Here is an 18,943-nt window from a genome sequence, read left to right on the forward strand (position 1 = left end):
CCCCCCCCCCCCCCCCCCCAGGCCCGCAATCCCGTGGGTGGCGCCGAAGTCGACGTGCTCGCCGAGGTGCGGCCGTCCTCAGTGCCCATAGTGCGCATGCTCGCCGGCGACCTCCTCCTCCTCGGACCAACCGAGGCGCCGGAAATCGGCCAGGAACACCGGATCCTCGCGGTCCATGGCCGGCCACAGCCCGACGTCGTCCGGTACGAAGGGGCCGGCCATGTAGGCCATCGCGCCCCCCGGAATCGTCGCGCCGGTTGGATTGTCGTAGACGGCGACGACACGGTACGTGCGATTCGCCTCGAGCCGAAGTCCGCCGCGCGTCAGCTGGAAATGGGCGACATCCACCCGTTCCAGGGTTCCATCCCGCGCGAGGTCCGTCTCGAGGGTGACGAGGACGCGGCCGTTGCGTGCGTCCTCGAGGCGAATATGCACCGCATGGTCGTGCAGGTGTCCTCCCGCCGCGCGGAGGCGTCCCCCGACGGGGAGGGTGAACTCCGCGCTCGTCACGGAGCGGCCCGGCGGGAGATCGAAGGCCGAGGGCCCCATCAGGTCCGGGTTGGCGTTCATGATGAGCGGCAACGTCTCCTTAGGTGCGTGGCCCTCGACCGGAGCCCAGGCCAGCGTGATCCGAATCGCGGCATCCTCCACCGGCTCGTCCTCGGAGCTCACGAGAGCGTAATAGACCAGGATCGAATCTCCCTCCGTCATCCGGACGCCGAGGGACTCGGGGAGCAAGACCGGCTCCGTTTCCCGTCCCACTGCAAAAAGGCGGAGTGACTTGGCGTACGGGAGCTGCCGTCGCCCCAGGTCCACGACACCGACGTGATGAAGCATCTCCCTCGGGAGAAGGGTCCCCGCCGAGTCCACGAGGTCAATGCGGTAGCCCCGCACCCAACCGTCCGCCGGCCAGGCGAAGCGAACACTCGCGTCGCCCCCTTCGTGCTCGTGGTGATAAATCGCACCCCCCGGGATATCGAGTCCTGGAATCGTGACGAGCGCCTCGCCCGCTTCGGCCCTCACCTGGACGTCCACTTGTGTGCTGGGTGTGTGCGCCGCGGCGCCAGCCGTCGCAAGGGCGATCATGGTGACTGCGAGTATGCCGTACATGGCTCATTTCTCCTTTCTGGATTTCGATTGGCGAATTGGGGACAATGGGGGAGCGGGTCGGTGGCCCCACCCCGCTCCCCCATGGGTCACCGGACGGCGAAAAGCCCGGGTGGCAGGCGCAGCGTCGCGCCGACGCCCGCATGGTCGGACGGCCAGAGGCCGTGGCCCTTAGGGGCGGCGAACCGTTCGCCCTCGTCCTCGCCGACGACGGTGAGTTCCGCGGCGCCCGCGAAACCCCCGCCGCTTCCGGGCTTGTTCCGGGCGAAGATCAGGTCCAACCGCTGATTAAAATTCGCCGACGGGTTCGACAGGTCGGAGGCGTGGCAGCAGGTCAGTCCCTCGTCGGTAGAGTGGGTCCGGGTCCAGAGGTCGTGGAAGCCGGCCGCGAGGATCATCCCGTAGGACGCGGTCTTCCGGTCCGCGGGAGCGCGGAAGTTGGCGGCCGAGTTGAAGTCGCCGACGAGGATGACCGGATGGGGCGAGCTCTCCAGGGAGGCGAGCAGCCCGGCGGCCTGCGCCACCTGCACCGGAGCGAAGGCCTGGATCTCCAGATGGGTGCTTACGAAACGCACCCAGCCGCCGCCGACACGTGCGTCCACCTGCGTCCAGCCCCGCCGGAACGGAATCCCGGCGGTGTGGGTGGTCGGCGGCATCGCGACGAAGTTCTGTCCGACCGGATCGGCCGTCTCGACTCCCTCGCGCACGAGAATTGCCACGGCGTCCTGGTAGCCGATGGTCACGAGGCCCTCGCCCATGGGGAGCGGGAGGGCGACGCGCGTATTGGGCTGGCAAGCGGCGACCACATACGAATGTCCGAGCGCCGCGAGGTTCAGGCGGAGCACCGTGACGAAGTCCACGAGCTCGGTCGTCGGGAATTCGGCGGAGGGGAAGGGGCCCACGGTGAAGCGGACCGCCTCCTGTAGGCCGATCAGATCCGGTCGGAGCTCCGCGATCTCGGCGGCGAGGCGCTCGGCGCGGGCGGGATAATTCGTGTGTTGGATCTGATTCCAGATGGCCGTGGCCGCCGCTACCGGGTCCTGCGCGCCGAGCGGAGGCGCGATGTCCCCACCGAGATAGAGATTTCTGGTGAACACGGTCGTCGGGCTTCCGGCCCCAGCCCGAGCCTCATCACCGGGGACTCCAGCGCCTGGGATGGTCGGGTCGGTTCCCGGGCCTGCCAGGCCCCGATCCGAGCATCCGAGAAGGATGGCGGGGACGAGGACGATGAGGAGCTTGAGGCCGCGCATGAACACCTCCGCGTAGCAGTGTGGATTCGGTTCGATGGCCGGAGCCCGATTCGAACCTCCGTGCTCAACGATGGCGTCGCGTCCGCCGCGGGAAGCTACGCCCCACGACGTAGGCTCCGGCGCGCGATGACGTAGGTGGATCGGGATCGCGGGAAAGGGCGGGCGGAGGCGGGGTTCAGAGGAGCTTCAGATACTCCAGGACGGCTAGTTTCTCCTCTTCCGTGAGCCCGCGGAGAGGCGCTTCATGGCCGGTGTTCGACTGACCGGGAAGGCGCGTGTCGTAGATGGTGGGCCTCGACCAGGGAACGTATCCCGCCGGATGACGAACCGACCCGTCCGCCTGCGATTCTCCCGCGATTCCCAGCTTCTCGAAGTCGAGGCGGTGACCGCCCACCTCGAAGCGCTCCGGCCTCTCCTCGGGATGGAGGAGGTGCCAGACGGTGGGAACCGACCCGTTGTGGAAATAGGGAGCGGTGGCCCAGAGGCCGGTCAGGGGCGGGGGCACATACCCCGCCGTGGGTCCGAGCGCGAGAAAGCGGCCCGCTTCGCTCTCCTGGATCGCACGCGCGAACTCGGCGGTGGCGGACGCCCACCGCACGGGATCGGTGCCGATCTCCGCGGCGGGGATCACGACGTTCGGATACGCGACGAGACGGGGCTGCGGACCTGCCGAATACCTCCCGTGACAGACCGAGCACCGAGCGGCGAAGACCGCTTCTCCCCGCGCGGCGAGCGCCCGGTCTACCGAACCGGGGAAGGGAGGCGGACGGTAGTCCCGCAGGAATTCCACCACCTCCCGGATCCGAGGAAGAATTTCCCCGACCCGGTCGGGCCGCACGCCCATCGTACTCACCGCGAAGAAAGCGACGACACCCGCCTGGCCGTCCAGCCGCGCGGCGTCCAGATCGTCCGGACCGAGGACTTCGGAACGCCGTGCGCCTGGAACGCCGAAGGAACCGTCGGAGGCGAAAGAGCTCTTGAGCAGTCGGTCCCCGAGATCCGGAGTGCTCACCGCTCCACCCACGCCCACGATCCCCTCGCCCTCGCCGACCAGCCCGAGCACATGCTTCACCGCTCCCACGCCGTTCGCCGCGCCAGGGCCGCCGGGCGCGTACGGGGTGAGCGCGCCCCATTCATCCCGCGCCCGGGGAATTCGTGCGGCGAGGGTCGGGAGGATGTGTTTCTCGAGCGTGGCACGTTCGCCCGGAGCCATCTCCGGATAGATGGAATCGAGCGTCGCGCGAAAGTGGCCCGGTTCATTTACGGCCCCCCGGAGCCCTTCATAGAGCGACCGGGTGAGACCGTCGAGGTCGAGCGAAGTGTTCGGAAGCCCGAGCCAGACATCCCGCGTTGGCATCCCAGAGGTGTCGTACGTCACCCCGGCATGGCAGGCCGCGCACCCCAGGTTCGCGATCTCGACTTCCACGCGGGGGAGGGCGCGGGAGGCGACCCCGCGGTTCAGTCCGATGGGACCCGTGTAACGCCCCGGCCGGACGGCCGCGTCGAGATTGAGGATCATCTCGGGGACGATGAATCCAAAGTCCTGGAGGATCGGAAAGACCGCGTCCTCGCGTAGGGCTACCGGTTCACCCCGACTCCGGCGGTCCAGGAGAAGCGCAGCCACCAGGACCTTCCACGGAATCGCGTGGGTTTCGGTCGCGTCCGTATTCAGGGCTCCGAGGTCGTCGAAGGCGAAGCGAAGGATCCCGGATGGCGCCCCATCCACCTCCGAGCGCTCCACCATGGCTGCGGAGGGGGCTTCCGCGTAACCACGCAGGAACCCCCGGGAGCAGCCGGCCAGGCTCGAGAGCAAGAGCAAGAGGGAGAGAAGGGTGACAGCGATCCGCGTGTGGCCGCGCATGGTAAGGCCCTCCGGAAACGGTTTCGAGTCGAACCGTCTTCAGAATGGCGCCGGGGACCACCCCCGGAGTCTGCGCGAAACGACGCAGGCCCCGGGCGCGCATGACGTAGCGCACCACGGGGCCCACGGGCTTCCCTCCGCCCTAGGAGCTTCAGCCGAAGGGAAGATCCTCTTTTAGAAGTGCGCGAGCTAACTTCCGATCTTCACGTACTGTTCGAGCCTCGCGACCTCCGCTCCTTGCCAATACTTCAGCATCTCGCGGCGGAACTGCTCCATCGAGACGTAGGGGCGGTACTCCATGAACTCTCGTACCACCCGCTGCCCCGAGCCGGGAATGGTGAGAATGTCCGCCGCCGTCGTCGTGTTGAGATCAATGGGGACGAAGACGTACTGGGCGAGGCGCGCGACTTCCTCGGCGTCCCAATACTTGCTCATCTCCCGATTGAAGACGGCGAGGTTCGCGTACGGAGCGTACTCCTGGAACTCCCGCACTACGCGGTCACCGGCACCGGGGATCAGAAGGATCTCCTCGGCGGTCGTCGCGTTCAGATTGAGCGGATCCCAGAGGCGGCCGTAGAGCGTCTCCCGCTGCGCTTCCGCGAGCCCGCGTTGGGAGAGCATCTCGTCGAGCCGGGTCATGACGAGCCACGGGCGCCCGCCCACGATCGCTTCCGCGATCTCGGCGTTCAGCCCGGGAAGAGCCGAGAGCTCCGCGGCGGTCGCGCGGTTCGGGTCGAGGAGTTGACCCACGTTCGCTCCGACCTGCGCCGAAGCGACGAGCGGGACAAGGCTCGCCAGGACGGTGCCGAGCATCCCGGCCCGCAAGCGATTCGAAAGCTTCATGAAGTGCCTCCCATTGTTGGCCCATTGTTGCGCACCCATGGGTGCTTGTACGCGAAGGCGAGCCCCAGGAGCCCCAACCAGGCCATGGCACCGGGCGCCAGAGCGGGGAACGCCCCCATCATCGACTCCCTGAAAAGCTCGAAACCGGCCATCGTCGGATACGTCTCGAGCTCGAACTCGATGTTTCCCTTGTAGTGGTAGTACACACCCAGTCCGCCGGAGAGGACGAAGCTGGCCATCACGAACTGCAGGATCCGGATCGTTCCCGGCGTCCTTCCGATCGCGACGCCGATCGCGCTGACGATCCCCGCGGCGATGGCAAGGATCGGAATCAGTTGCGACATCGTCTCCATGTGCTCGAGGAGAACGAGCTCCACGCCGGTTCCGATCATCCCCGCCAGCAGGACCAGCAGAAGAATCCCCCGGAGCCGGATCTCCATGGGGGAGGCCGCCGGACCCCTCATTCCACACTCCGCGCGTCTCTGGAGAGGACGACGGCCGATGAGGCTGCCATCGCATCGTAGTAGTCGACGAAGCGCCGCGTTTCGAAAGCGTCGTACGGGTCGAGCTCGCGTGCCCAACGATACGAGACCGGCTGGAACCAGAGCGCAGCCTCTACGGTGTATGGTCCCTGGGCCCCTCCGACGGACACGTCGTATTGGATCCGGTCCGATCCGCCGGTGAAGTCAGCGTCCTCCGTCGCGCCCCCGCGCACCGCGACGTCTTCGGGCGCCGTGGTGACGTCGAAGCCGAGCGGAAGGATCCGGTTGTCCTTGGCGAAACGGATCCCACGGAGGAGCCCGGTCGTCACACTATCGTCCACGTCCACCATGACGGTCTCGTACACCTGGACCTGGTCGGGGCTCTCGATCGTCTCGTAGTGGGGTTCGAAGCCGTCGCCTCCCGCGTCGAGATCGTTCCCCATGATCGAGCCGTCGGGCCGGAAAGCGCCCGACTCGAAGACGATGCGCCCCGCTCCGTCCCGCACCGTCACATGTAACCAGGCCCGTCGCGACGGATACGCGGTGGGTAGCTTGTGGCCGCCCAGGTTCTCGATCGAGACGGTTGCGGCCACCCGGCCGTCCCCGGCTTCGATCTCCTCGATCCTCACGCGCGCCGCGTCGGTCTGGAGGTGCTCGACCATCCGGCGCTGGGCACGGTCCATCTCGTGCGGGAGCGCCTCGACGCCGAGCTCGTCCCGGTACCGGTTGAGCATCCCCAGCACGAAGAAGTTTCCTCCGAGGAAGATGTGCCGGCTCACCTCGTCTCGCGGCTGCCCGAGGACCCGGGTCACCGCGACCGGCTCGCTCACCACGGGCATGTGGCAGCTCTGGCACTGAACGTCCTGGGCCGGATAGGCGCTGTGCTGCCACTCGAGGTAAGGGACTTGCTCCGGAAGCTCACCGATCTGTCGTCCCTCCGCGTCGAGCGTCTCGGTATAAAGCGTGTGGCAGCTGGCACAGAGCTCCGAGCTCTGGATGTGGAGCGCCTCTCTCGGGGTGAAGCCGGTCGCCGAGTGCATGATCCCCGCCCGTCCCAGATCCGTCGTGAAGGGCCCGAACATGCTCCGTTCCCCCCACGGCGTCGTTTCATCGACGGCGAAGCCCCCGGTGAAGGTCGAGGGGTCTCCAAGCCCTTCGTCCACGATCTGGTGACAGACGGTACAGGAGACCCCGTCCTCGGCGAGGACCGGCCCCCGCTCGGCCGACGATCCGACGGGGAGGTTTCCGAAGACCTCGCCCGACCCCCCGCCCAGGTGCGCCTCGTAGCGGGCCATCGGCATGTGGCAGGTCGAGCACTTGTCCTCGATGGCGGCGGCGGCCGTGGGGTGGTCGGTGATCTCGCGGCGCACCGCGGCCTGCCAATAGGGGTCCTTCGCCGCGTGGGCCATCATCGTCGCCCGCCAGTCCGCGCCGATCGAGACGTCTTCGCCCTTCGAAGACACGATCCCGTTGTGGCAGAGAAGGCAGTTCTCGGAGGTCGCGAAGAGGGCGACGCCGTTCGCCGGGGCCGGCTGAGGCGGCGGCGGCGGCGGGGCGGCCTCGGGATTCACGAGGATGAGCGTCGCGAGGGCGATCAGGAGAAGGAGGAAGACCGGCATCAATCACCACCCCGCGAAAAAGCCGCCATCGAACCAGTCCCAGAGCACGTAAACGGCGAGCCGGGGGTCTCGGAACTCGGTGTCGGTCATGGGAATCAGGACGGCGATATTCCCGATCACGTGTTGGCGGGTATTCAGCGTCACCTGGAGTTGGGGGATCAGGTCCCAGCCCCATTCCGCCTCGTCCGCGAGCTCTTTCTTTGCCTGCGCCTCGATCATCGGGGTCCAGGTGCGTCCCCATCCGCCCTGCGCATAACTCCACCCCAAGACACCCCGGCCCACGACCTCGTTGTCGTGCCCGGACGCCGTGGGGAACTCCGCGACCCCCTGGAGCTGGAGGAAAGCGTCCGACGGGAGGATCTGGCCCAAAGAAACGAAGGACTCGAGAACGGTCGTGCCGCTCCCGAATCCGTATTCTTCCCTTCCGGTCGGGAGCTTCACCTCACCGCCGAGCGAAAGGATGGATCCGGCGCCGAGGGAGTGGAAAAGCGCGTGCTTGACACCGAAAACGACGTCCCCCAGCCCACCGATCCAGCTTCCCCCGCTCCGTTCTCGGAATCCGAAGGGCACCACGACCTCGATCTGACTTCGGGAGCCGAATCGCTTTTCATAGACGACTTCGTTCATGACCGAGGTCTCTTCACCGCCGAGCGGGACTTCGGTCGTCCAGACGAGCTCGTCCTCCGGGTACGCCTTCTCCGTGAACATGGCGCGCGGCAGGTTCAACTCGCCGCGCGGCCAGCTCGTGTCGTCGCAGAGCGTCCGAATGTAGTCCATGACCCGCTGGAGCTCTTTCGGTCCGAGCATGCTCCCGAAGGCGGGCATGAGCGGGGAGAAGCCTCGCACCGGGCCCCCGTCGTGGGCCACCGCGATCCAGTCGGCGTCCGGCTCCCGGCTAGCGAAACTACATTCGGTGAAGTCCGGAACGGGCGGATCGCGGAGGACGAGGGGGAGGGAGGGCTCTCCCGCGCCGCCCGCCCCGTGGCAGTTCGCGCATGCGGCCTGGTAGAGATCCTCGCCGGGCATCGCGAGGTAGGCGGACCGATCCGGCTCGGGGAGTTCCTGGGCGGAGGCATTCCCCGGCGCGCAAGGAAGAGCGGCCAGCAAGGTGAGCCCGAAGAGGGTCTTCATTCGGCGCATCGTACTTCCATGATGGGTCCAATCGTAGGCTTCTGCTAGGCCAAACGGTGCGACCTTCGTCCGTGACTCGTCAGAGAATCCCGGCGGCTCGCGCCGAAGTGAGGCGTGTGCCGCGAAGCCCAGTCGGGCTTGGGCGCGGGGAGGGCGCCCGTTGCGGAAGCGTGGCCCCCGTTGAATCATGACGGCGGCCTCTTCGCCCCGCCTGTCCCGCTCCGGAACCGCCATGCGCACATCGTTCTTCAGCCGTCCTCCGTCACTCGTCGTCGCCGTGTTCGCGATTGGGGTGGGGTTCGGGACACCGGGCACGAGCGCCGGTCAACAAAACAACCTGGACGACCCCTTCTTCGGGATCATCACCAACGGGGCGCGGATCGAGGGGCTCTTTCCGGTCCGCGCCACGGGGGTGTCCACGGCTCCGGTCGTGGCTGCCGCACGGGCCTATCTCGCCTCGCTGACTCCGCTCCAAGTCGAACGGACTCGGTTCGGGCTCGACTCCGACGAATGGCGCCACTGGAGCAACATTCCCCTGGCGAACCTCCCGCGCGAAGGGCTTCCCTTCCGCGACATGACGGAGCCCCAACGGGAGGCGGCCCTGAATCTTCTGCGAGCCGGACTCAGCGCGCGCGCCTTCAACGAGGCCCAGAAGATTCGACAGATCGACGGCTGGCTCGCCGTCTTCAACGACGATCCGGTGGGATTCGGCGAGGACGCCTACTTCATCAGCATCTTCGGTGAGCCCTCGGCGACCGAGCCGTGGGGATGGCAGCTCGATGGCCATCATCTCGTCGTGAACTACTTTGCCATGGGCGACCAGGTCGTCATGTCTCCGCAGTTCTGGGGGGCCGAGCCGGTCTACATCACCGAAGGGGAGCTGGCCGGCATGTCAGTTCTCCAGGAGGAACAGGACAGCGGCCTCGCCTTCATGGAGTCGCTCCGTCCCGACCAGCGCCGGACCGCGCTCATCCGATCCGAGAAGACCGGAAACAACGCCCTCGCGCAGGCCTTCCGCGACAACCTCGTGCTCGACTACGCGGGGATTCGGGCCACCGAGCTCGACGCCGCGCAGAGAGAAGGGCTGATGGAGGTCGTGGCCGTGTACGCGGGACACATGGAGGAAGGGCATGCCCGGGTGAGAGTGGAGGAAGTGCGGGCCCATCTCGACGATACCTACTTCGCCTGGATCGGAGACGTCGGCCCTGACGCGGTTTATTACTACCGGATTCAGAGCCCCGTCGTTCTGATCGAGTTCGATCACACGACCCACGTCTCGCTTCGGAACGTCATGCCGCCGGGACCCTCGAGGAACCACTTCCACATCACGGTCCGAACCCCGAACGGAAACGACTACGGGAAGGATTTGCTCCGCCAGCACTACGAGATGACGGAGAACGATTCGAACCACCAGCACGCCCCCGCGCCCTGACGCGCGCGAGGGCGGCAATGCAACACCACGCGTCGGTCAACCCACCATCCAGGAGCAGATCATGAGAAAACGTCTCGCGTTCGCTGTACTCGGCTTCGTCGTGCTTTCAACCGCGGGGTGTTATCACGCGATCATCGAAACGGGACGCCCCCCGGCGCCCGAGACGGTCGAGATCCTCTGGGCGAACTCCTTCGTCTATGGGATCGTTCCGCCCCCCCTGACGGACGTGAGCACGCAGTGCCCGAACGGCGTTTCGCGCGTCGAGACCCAGCACTCCTTCCTGAATGGGCTGGTCGCGGGAATCACCTTCGGGATCTACACGCCGATGCAGATCAACGTGACCTGCGCGCAGGGTGGAGGGGTCGGGAGCGCCGCCATCTCCTTCGAGGAGCTCGCGGCCAGACTGACGGGCACCGTGGCGGCGCCGGACCGCTGATTGCCCGCGGAGCGAGCGCAACCGCGAACGAACCGGAGGCGGGAGGCCGTGACGAAGGAAGCAAGAAACGTCCACTCCCGCCTCCTGATCGCGGCCCTTCTCCTCTGCATCGCCTTTCTCATCCTGGAATCGGTCATCCGGATCTGGGACCTCTACCGCCTGTTTCCCCTGGTGGACCTTCCGAGCCATGTCCTCTCGGGGATGGCGGCGTGCGCCCTCGGGTATTGGGGGGCGCTGCGCGCCGGGGCCGCCCGCCCGAAGATCTGGGCCGTTGCCTTTTCCCTGGCGGTGGCGTTCGGCTGGGAGGGGACCGAGGCCATCCAGGAGTGGCTCTGGCCGGACGATCTTCCCTGGCTCCGGGACTACTTTATCTGGGATGGGGTGGGCGATGTCGCGGCGGCTCTGGTGGGGACCCTTCTGTCCTTTCCCTACCTCAAGATCCTCCGCCGCACCTTCAAAACGTTCAAGCCAATGGATGTGTGACTCTTAACGCTTTATCTTACGAGAGTATCCACACTCCGCTTGCGTTGCCTTTCCGCAGTCGGTACGGTTTCCGCAAAGGACCTGTTTCTTTCCCGCATGGGAGATGACGAGATGAGATCACGTGAAATGGGCGCCCCGGCTCGGATGCGAGCGGTGGTCGCTGCGTCTTCAGGCGTCTTGGCGCTTTTGGTGCCGCTCCTCCTGAGCGCACAACTGCTCGCCTCGGCGGCCCCCGCCGGATCGTCGCGTGCCTCCTCGGCGGCCCCGGCCGACGTGACCTTCTCACGCGACATCGCTCCGATCCTCCAGGAGAACTGCCAGGTCTGCCACCGCCCCAACGGGGTGGCTCCGATGGCGCTCGTCACCTACGACCAGGTTCGCCCCTGGGCCCCCCTGATCCAGCACCGCACGGGGCTCAAGGACCGCGCCGGCGTGATGCCGCCCTATTACCTCGAGAGGGGAATCGGCATCCAGCAGATGCAGAACGACGAGCGCCTCACGGTCGAAGAGATCGAGATGATCGCGACCTGGGTGGAAGCCGGCGCCCCCGAGGGGGATCTGGCCGACCTCCCGGCCCCGATCGAATGGGACGACTCCGGCGCCTGGAGGCTCGGCGAGCCGGACCTCATCGTGAACACGCAGGAGTTCTTCGTAGAAGCGGGCGCCCCGGACTGGTGGGGCGACATGGAGAGCGTGGACATCCCGATGGAGGGGGACCGTTACGTCCGCGCAGTCGCGATTCGCGAGGTGAACACCGTCGTGGGCGACGCGGCGAACGAGACCTCGGTGGGCGGGCGCTGGATCGTCCACCACATGATCTGGACGACGGTCGGGGGAGACAGCAGCTCGGGGCTGACCGCCTGGCCCGTGCATGAACTCGGCCGCAATCCAGACATCTTCGCGCCCGAGGCGGGGCGCCTCCTTCGGGCCGGTTCGCGGGTGACCTCGAACTCCGTCCACCTCCATTCGAGCGGGCGCGACACGCGGGCCCATCTCGAGATCGGATTCTATTTCCATCCCCCGGACTACCAGCCGGAGTATCGGAGCCTCGGCTTCGAGCTCGGCGACGGGGTGAACATCGACATTCGCGGGGGCGAGGAGAATCTCCAGGAGCTGCACGCCTACCAGGTGCTCGAAAACCACACCAAGATCGTCTCCTTCGAGCCGCACCTGCATGGCCCCGGATACCGGATGTGCCTCGAGGCGATCTGGGGGATGCAGATCGAGACGTTGAACTGCTCCGGGTACGATCACAACTGGGTGAAGCAGTACGTCTACGACGATGAGAACGCCCCGCTCCTCCCGGCCGGCACCGTCCTGCACCTCGTCGGCTACATGGATATGTCGGAGGATTCTCCCAACGTACCCGATCCGCGAAACTGGCAGGGCTCGGGGAACCGGTCCATCACGAACATGTTCATCGACCTCGGGAGCCGCGTAGCCCTCACCGACGAGCAGTTCGTGGAGGAGATGGCGCGTCGCCGCGAAGTGCATCAGGTGAGCGTGAACGACCACATCGTCGGGTGCCCGCTCTGCATGGCGAACCTTCCACCCTTCCCGGCGGAGGAGCCTGCGGCCGATGGGCCCACCAACAACGACAACGGCCAGCCGTGAAAGCGCGCTCGATCTTGCTGCTGACGACCTCTCTCCTCCTCCTCGCGGAGGGGGGGATCGCGCAGTCTCGCCCCTCCTTCGACTTCGGACAGGGCGTATCTCCGGCCTTCGAAGGGTGGGAGGAAAATGAAGACGGTTCGTTCAACATCGTCTTCGGCTACATGAACCGGAATTGGGAGGAAAAGGTTCAGGTGCCGGTCGGGCCGAGCAACTACTTCGCGCTCGTGGACCACGGCGCGCTGAATGACTCGGAGGTGTCCGGTTACGATGCGAACCGGGCGGACCAGGGGCAGCCGACCGTCTTCCTTCCCCGCCGGAACCGCTTCATCTTCAAGGTTCGGGTGCCGGCGAGCTTCGCCGAGGGGAGTCAGGAGCTGGTCTGGACGTTGGAGTCCGGCGGTTCTCTCGAGCGGGCGTACGGATCGCTCGCCCGCGACTACCGAATCGACAACATGATCATCATGTCGGAGACCGGTGCGCTGGGCGCCGGGTCGAGCAACGAGCAGGTGCGCGCGAATACACCCCCGGTCATCGAGCTCGAGACCGGGATAGACCAGGTGCTGACCGTGCGGACCGGAGAGTCGGTGACGCTCGCCGCACGTGTGACGGATGACGGAGTTCCCCGCCGGGGAGGCTCGGCGCCTTCGCCGACCGCCACGCCGGAGCAGCTCCTGAATCGGGCGCTCAATCCGCCCCGCAGGATCACCGTTGGAAAGGTCAACGGCCTCTACTTCTCGTGGTACGTTTACCGCGGACAGGCCGGGCCGGTGAGCTTCGATCCGCCCCAGGTGAAGACCTGGGAGGACACGCGCGCCTTCGCGAATTCGCCCTGGGCGCCCTTCTGGGTACCGCCAGCGGCGCCGGAGGGTGACCGCTGGGTCACGATCGCGACCTTCAATGAACCGGGGACGTATATCCTCCGGGGGAGGGCGGACGACGGCGGGCTCTTCAGCGACGTCGAGGTGACCGTCCAGGTGACCGGCCCGGTCCTCTAGCGGGGAGCGGTTCCGGGGCGGCTGCTCGGAGGGGGCCCAGCCCTGACGCATTCCTGACAAGGATCTCCCGCCACCGGGAGAACCGCGCGGGGATGTGTCGTGTACCACCGGGCGATCCACACTGGCGGGTTTCCCATCGCACCGACGCCCCAAAACCGCTTGGAGGTGCTCCATGAAGCGACTCATCCTGCTCACTCTGGCCGGCGCCTTCATGTTGCCTCTCCCCGCGCCCGTCGCGGCCCAGGCCACGCAGTCTCTCGACCTCAAGGAGTGGCCGGTGGAGTGGGGCGGCCGCACCCGGGATCCCTTCGTCGCTCCGGACGGGAAGGTCTGGTTCGTGGGTCAGCAGGGGAATTACATCGCCAACTTCGATCCGGCGACCGAGCAGTTCCGCCGCTTCGAGGTCGAAGAGGGGACGAACCCACACAACCTCATCGTGGACGACGAAGGCTTCGTCTGGTACTCCGGGAATCGAAACGGGCGGATCGGGAAGCTCGATCCCGCCACCGGAGAGGCCGAGATCTTCATGATGCCGGATCAGAACGTTCGGGATCCGCATACGCTCACCTTCGACGGGAACGGAAACATCTGGTTCACCGCCCAGGGTGCGAACCGGATCGGCCGGCTCGACATGGAGACGGGGGTGATTGATCTGATCGTCCCGAACGAACAGCCCTCGAATCCTTACGGCATCGAGGTGGACGAGGAGGGACACCCCTGGGTCGCCCTCTTCCGCACGAACACCGTCGTTCGCGTGGATCCTGAGACGCTCGAGCTCACCCGGTTCGAAAAAGCGAACGACGCCTCGCGCTCGCGGCGGATCGCCCTGACCGGCGACGGCATGGTCTGGTACCTCGACCAGCCGCGCGGCTTCCTCGGCCGGATCGATCCCGCCACGCGCGAGACCGCCGAGTGGCAGGCGCCGGGTGGCGCCCAGTCCTCGCCCTACGCAATCACGGCGGACGACCAGGGCCGCCTCTGGTTCTCGGAGACGGGGCCGGTCAAGCAACTCGTCGGCTTCGACCCGCAGACCGAGGAGTTCTTCTCGGTCAATCCGGTGAGCGGCACGATCCGGCACATGATGTTTGACACGGAGACCGGGTCCATGTGGTTCGGGACGGACGCGAACCAGATCGGCCGGATCGTCGTGAGGGTGCCGGTCACGGACTGACGGAGATGAGGCTCAGGAAAGTGGGGAGCGCGGTCTTCCTCGTCGGGCTCCCCGCGCTCGTCTTCGCGGCGGACTCGATCGGTGAAGGGCGAGCGCCCGGACACCGAGACGAGCCGCCGGCCGGCTTTTCGGGAGGGTTCGGCGAGCAGGCGTGCGACGCCTGCCACTTCTCGTTCGACGTGAATGCGATGCCGGGGGCGCTCCAGATCCTGGGGGCGCCCCCGCGTTACGCTCCGGGAGAGACGTATCCGCTGACCCTCCTCCTGACGCGTCCGGGAATGGCGGTCGGGGGAGTCCAGCTTACGGCGCGGTTCGAGAAGGGGGGCGCGCAAGCGGGCTCACTGATGCCCGCGGAGGGAGAGGCAAGCCGTCTCACGGTCTCCTCCAGCTTCGACATCGAATACGCCCAGCACCTCCGGACCGGAACCGCCCTCGTGGCGGCCGACACCGCGCGCTGGACCGTGCTCTGGACGGCACCCGAGAGCGGCGGGGCGGTGCAATTCAACGGGGCGGCCAATGCCGCCAATCAGGACGACTCCCAGTTCGGCGACTACATCTATACGGCAGTGGAAATCTCGGGCCCGTGAGCGGGCGGGTCCGCAAACGAACCGGACGGAGGATGATGCGATGAAACGATCGTTCGTGGGCGGGCGATGGCCGGCACTCTTCCTCCTCCTTCTCCTCCCGCTCGGGCTCGCGGCGCAGAGCCCAGTTGTTACCCTCGAGGCGAGCTACGCCGCCCTCTCCGCGGACGGCCCTTATGAAGTCGCGACGTACACGGATTTCCCGGGCATGCCGGAGTTCGGGGCCGGGACGATTTATTATCCGACAAACGCGCCGGAGCCGGTCGGAGGGGTCGCGATCTCTCCGGGATTCACCGAGCTGCAGCGCCACATCGAGTGGTGGGGCCCACGGCTCGCGTCGCACGGGTATGCCGTGTTGGCCCTCGACACAAACGATCCTCGCGACTCACCCGAGCTCCGGGCGGAGGCGCTCATGGCCGCGGTGCGAACGCTCCGCGCCGAAAATGCCCGCAACGACAGTCCACTCGCCGGCCGAGTCGCGGTGGACAGGATGGCGGTGATGGGACATTCCATGGGAGGTGGGGGCGCCCTCATCGCGGCGAATTTGCACAGCGGGGAGCTCCAGGCGGCGATCCCCTTCACCCCCTGGCGACCCGACACGGACTTCAGCGCAATCACCGTTCCGACCCTCGTGATCGCTGGATCCAACGACACGATCGCGCCATCCGAGACCCACGCCTGGCCGCACTTCCAGGGGATCCCCGAGACCACCCCGAAGGTCTATCTGGAATTCGAAGGAGGGAGCCACTTTATCGCCGACACGACCCGCGGCACGGATCTTGACACTATCGGACGGTACGCAGTTGCCTGGCTGAAGCTGTATTTGGACGGGAATGAAGAGGTTCGCGGACTCCTGTATGGTCCGCGCCCGGCCGGCGATTCGGACAAGTTTTCCAGATACGTCGAGAATCCCTAAGCGAAAGCGATAACAGATGCCGGATCGATTGGGCGTCGGTAGGGAAACCGGGGCGCCCGTCGCCAGCCGGTCTCCACATAAAAGTGTCCTCTGGAGTGGACTCCTCCTGTGCGTCGCCGTGGGCATGGCGGCGTGCAGCGAATCCACCGCGCCCCCCCTCCCGGGCTCCATCGAGCTCACGTCGGGGGGAAGCCAGGACGGGACTGTCGGCGAACCCCTATCGCAGCTTGTTGTCTTCGAGGTTCGGGACGACGGCGGAAATCCGGTCGCCGGCGTTGGCGTTTCCCTTGCGGTGACACAGGGCGGGGGGAGCGTTCCCGACCAGACCGTCATAACCGGCCCCGAGGGGATGGTCCAGACTCCCTGGACGCTCGGAACCGTCGCCGCCGCTGCCCAACGCCTGGAAGCGACAGCCGGCGCCTTCACCGCAAGCGCGACCGCCACGGCTCGGGCCGGAGCCCCCGCCACGATCGAGGTGGTCGCCGGTGCAGGGCAGACCGCTCCGGCCGGCACTTTCCTTCCCGACTCGCTCGCGGTCGTTGTCTCGGACCAATACGGAAATCCCGTTCCGAACGCCGTCGTGACCTGGATCGCCCAGCTCGGCGGCGGCTCGCTCGCGCCGGTCCAGGTGAACGCGGGTCCCGACGGGATCGCCCGCGCTCGTTGGACGCTCGGCGGGGGCGCGGGCGCCCATACCGCCGTGGCGCAGGCCGGACAGGCTCCGGCGGCCGCCTTCGAGGCAACCGCCCTGCCCAACGCCGCGATCGCGGGGACCGTGACGCTCAGCAGTGGGCTCCTGGCCGGCGTGGCGCTCTCCGGCTTCACGGTGGCCGGCGCGACCTTCGGAGCGGGTGCCGAGCTCCAGAGTCCGGGCGGGGTGCGCTCGACCTCAACGGTCCCCGACGGGCTCGCCGGTGCCGGCGGCGCCGCTCTCCAACCCGGAGCCTCCTCCGCGCTCAGTGGACCCGGAGACGCGATTCCGGGCGAATGGGTCCTGCGCTTTCGGGAGGGCACCATCAGCGCGCCTTCGGGCGGGGTCTCTCGCCTCTCGGGCGCCACCGCGATGAGCGAGGGAATCCGGGCGGCGGTCTCCGCCATTCCGGTCATCGCCTCGGCGCGCGCGGGAATCACCGGGGTTTCCCCCCTTCTCGGCGCCGTGCGGGTGAGCATGGAGGCAGGTGGGGAGGAAGCGGCGGTGGTCGCTTCGCTCCGGGCCGATCCGCGCGTCGCCTCGGTCGAGCCCCTTCGCTGGGTCAGCTCGCACGCCGAGCCCGCCGCCATGGGCACCCCCATCGCCGCTTCCCCCTTCGTGGACGGGCTCTTTTTCCCGCGGCAGTCCTGGCACTATGGAATGATCGGCGTCCCGCGTGCCTGGGATGTCACGGAAGGGAGCACATCGGTCATCGTAGCCGTGGTGGACGATGGGATTCGCGTCGAACACGTCTCGATGGCCGGAGTCCTGACCAACGATGGGTACGACTTCGTAAAAGAGCCGGCGGTGCCGATTCCGCACTGCTCGGGTGGCAACATCTCCCTGACCGGCGACGGCGACGGACCGGATCCGGACCCCACGAATCCGAGCTCCTATTCCCTTCTCGGCGGACCGAACTGCGCCACCGGCCCGAACGACTTCGGGGGGCACGGGCTCCATGTCGCCGGGACGATCGCGGCGGCTGGTTCCGGCGTCGTGGGCGTCGCTCCGCGCGTGAGAATCCGCCCGGTGCGAGTGCTCGGGACGACAGGGCAGGGGACGAACTACGACGTCGCCCAGGGGATCCTTTACGCGGCCGGCCTTCCCGCGGACGACGGCGCGGGCGGTCTTGTGCAGGCTCCCTCGGCGGCGCGTGTCATCAATATGAGCATCGGCTCCCCGGCTTCCGATCCGGTCATCGCGGGAGCCATCAGCCAGGCGAGCGCGGCCGGCTCCCTCCTGATCGCCTCCGCCGGAAATTCGGGCAACTCCTTGCCCCAATACCCGGCCGCCCTCCCCGAGACCGTCTCGGTCTCGGCCCTGGGACCGGACTTCCTCCTTGCGCCCTACTCGACCTGGGGCCCCACGGTGGATGTCGCGGCTCCCGGGGGGAGCATGAGCGTCTATGGGTCCTTCGGCGGCGGGATCTGGTCGGCCTGGTGGAGCTTCTCCGAAAGCGCGTCTTACATCGGAGCCCTCCATGGGACCTCGATGGCGGCCCCGCACGTTTCCGGGCTGGCGGCGCTCCTCTTTTCGCAGAATCCCGGGATGACGGCGGCGCAAGCGAAGGAGCGGATCTACGCGACCACGCGCGACCTCGGCGTCCTCGGCAAGGACCAGCTCTTCGGGCATGGGCTCGTGGACGCCTTCCTCGCTCTCACGAATGGCGCAGGCTTCCCTTCGACGTTGCGGGTTTCGCTCTACGACGCATCCACCGGAGCGAAGATCGAAGAGGTCGAGGCGGGGTCCGATCACTCCTTCAACTTCTCCGGCCTCACGGACGGGAATTACCTGGTGTACGCGGGAACGGACGACCGGGACGACGGGATCACGGGGCGTCCGGGGTTCGTCTGGGGCGCGCGCGGAGGGACGCCGCAGCCGGCCGTCGTGGCGATTCAGGGAAACGGGATCCAGGATGGCTCGCTCACGGCCGGGATCCCGATCGAGGTCGAGCCGAACAACTCGACCGGGCTCGCGCATTCCCTCCCCATCGGCGGCTACATGTACGGCTCCGTCGGCTCCTTCGGGGATCAGGACCATTACCGTGTCCTCGTCCCCACGCAGGGCACCTATAGCTTCGAAACCGGGGGAGCCACCGGGCTCTGCGGCTTCGGGCTGGAGGTGAACACGAGGCTCGATCTCCTCGACGCGCTCGGCGTCGTGATCACCTCGAACGACGACCTGAACGCTGCCGACGAGCGGCTCTGCTCGAAGATCGTCGCTCAACTGGCGCCCGGGACCTACTTCCTCCGCGTCCGCGCGTCCTTTGGCGGCGCGACGGGGAACTACTCGATTCGCGCCTACTGAGTCCTGCCACCGTCCTCATTC

The 18,943-nt window shown here is 67.2% G+C and carries 16 protein-coding genes; 9 read left to right on the top strand and 7 right to left on the bottom strand.

Translation table 11 applies throughout. The features are described from left to right. Nucleotides 1–78: 78 nt before the first annotated feature. From WEG36_16460 to WEG36_16490, 7 genes are all read right to left on the bottom strand, one after another. The gene (locus WEG36_16460) at nucleotides 79–1,110 is read right to left on the bottom strand and encodes a hypothetical protein (GenBank protein MEX1259190.1); all 1,032 of its coding nucleotides are present in this window, start codon (nucleotides 1,108–1,110) and stop codon (nucleotides 79–81) included. Between the two features lie 86 nt (nucleotides 1,111–1,196). Further along, nucleotides 1,197–2,357: an endonuclease/exonuclease/phosphatase family protein gene (locus tag WEG36_16465; GenBank protein MEX1259191.1), complete on the bottom strand. Its 1,161-nt coding sequence runs from the start codon at nucleotides 2,355–2,357 to the stop codon at nucleotides 1,197–1,199. Nucleotides 2,358–2,532: 175 nt separating this feature from the next. Beyond that, complete coding sequence (locus WEG36_16470; protein MEX1259192.1) at nucleotides 2,533–4,218, bottom strand: cytochrome c; 1,686 nt, start codon at nucleotides 4,216–4,218, stop codon at nucleotides 2,533–2,535. Between the two features lie 189 nt (nucleotides 4,219–4,407). Then, nucleotides 4,408–5,061, bottom strand: coding sequence for a helix-hairpin-helix domain-containing protein (locus tag WEG36_16475; protein ID MEX1259193.1), 654 nt, complete (start codon nucleotides 5,059–5,061; stop codon nucleotides 4,408–4,410). After that, a complete protein-coding gene (locus WEG36_16480) occupies nucleotides 5,058–5,525 on the bottom strand; it encodes a hypothetical protein (protein MEX1259194.1) in 468 nt (155 codons plus the stop codon). The genes WEG36_16475 and WEG36_16480 overlap by 4 nt, the downstream gene beginning before the upstream one ends. Further along, nucleotides 5,522–7,162 carry a hypothetical protein gene (locus WEG36_16485; protein ID MEX1259195.1) on the bottom strand — a complete coding sequence of 547 codons (1,641 nt, stop codon included), beginning with the start codon at nucleotides 7,160–7,162 and terminating at the stop codon, nucleotides 5,522–5,524. The genes WEG36_16480 and WEG36_16485 overlap by 4 nt, the downstream gene beginning before the upstream one ends. A 3-nt stretch (nucleotides 7,163–7,165) precedes the next feature. Next, nucleotides 7,166–8,302 carry a c-type cytochrome gene (locus WEG36_16490; protein MEX1259196.1) on the bottom strand — a complete coding sequence of 379 codons (1,137 nt, stop codon included), beginning with the start codon at nucleotides 8,300–8,302 and terminating at the stop codon, nucleotides 7,166–7,168. Between the two features lie 223 nt (nucleotides 8,303–8,525). On the opposite strand from WEG36_16490, the gene WEG36_16495 reads away from it, so the two are divergent. From WEG36_16495 to WEG36_16535, 9 genes are all read left to right on the top strand, one after another. Then, nucleotides 8,526–9,725, top strand: coding sequence for a DUF3500 domain-containing protein (locus WEG36_16495; protein MEX1259197.1), 1,200 nt, complete (start codon nucleotides 8,526–8,528; stop codon nucleotides 9,723–9,725). A gap of 61 nt (nucleotides 9,726–9,786) precedes the next feature. Beyond that, entirely contained in the window at nucleotides 9,787–10,161 is a 375-nt protein-coding gene (locus WEG36_16500) for a Bor family protein (protein MEX1259198.1), read from the top strand. 48 nt (nucleotides 10,162–10,209) lie between these two features. Beyond that, on the top strand, nucleotides 10,210–10,644 hold the full coding sequence (locus tag WEG36_16505) for a hypothetical protein (GenBank protein MEX1259199.1): 435 nt from the start codon (nucleotides 10,210–10,212) through the stop codon (nucleotides 10,642–10,644). 111 nt (nucleotides 10,645–10,755) lie between these two features. Continuing rightward, entirely contained in the window at nucleotides 10,756–12,258 is a 1,503-nt protein-coding gene (locus tag WEG36_16510) for a hypothetical protein (GenBank protein MEX1259200.1), read from the top strand. Beyond that, nucleotides 12,255–13,253, top strand: coding sequence for a hypothetical protein (locus WEG36_16515; GenBank protein ID MEX1259201.1), 999 nt, complete (start codon nucleotides 12,255–12,257; stop codon nucleotides 13,251–13,253). Before WEG36_16510 ends, WEG36_16515 begins: the two co-directional genes overlap by 4 nt. Nucleotides 13,254–13,425: 172 nt before the next feature. Then, nucleotides 13,426–14,424, top strand: coding sequence for a lyase (locus WEG36_16520; protein ID MEX1259202.1), 999 nt, complete (start codon nucleotides 13,426–13,428; stop codon nucleotides 14,422–14,424). Between the two features lie 5 nt (nucleotides 14,425–14,429). Next, nucleotides 14,430–15,011: a choice-of-anchor V domain-containing protein gene (locus WEG36_16525; GenBank protein ID MEX1259203.1), complete on the top strand. Its 582-nt coding sequence runs from the start codon at nucleotides 14,430–14,432 to the stop codon at nucleotides 15,009–15,011. 40 nt (nucleotides 15,012–15,051) lie between these two features. Then, nucleotides 15,052–15,924, top strand: a complete 873-nt coding sequence (locus tag WEG36_16530) for a dienelactone hydrolase family protein (protein MEX1259204.1) — start codon at nucleotides 15,052–15,054, stop codon at nucleotides 15,922–15,924. 16 nt (nucleotides 15,925–15,940) lie between these two features. Then, the gene (locus WEG36_16535; protein MEX1259205.1) at nucleotides 15,941–18,922 is read left to right on the top strand and encodes a S8 family serine peptidase; all 2,982 of its coding nucleotides are present in this window, start codon (nucleotides 15,941–15,943) and stop codon (nucleotides 18,920–18,922) included. The last annotated feature ends 21 nt before the right edge of the window (nucleotides 18,923–18,943 follow it).

Source organism: Gemmatimonadota bacterium, from assembly GCA_040882465.1.
In the GTDB taxonomy this organism is placed as follows: domain Bacteria; phylum Gemmatimonadota; class Gemmatimonadetes; order Longimicrobiales; family Gaopeijiaceae; genus JBBEBG01.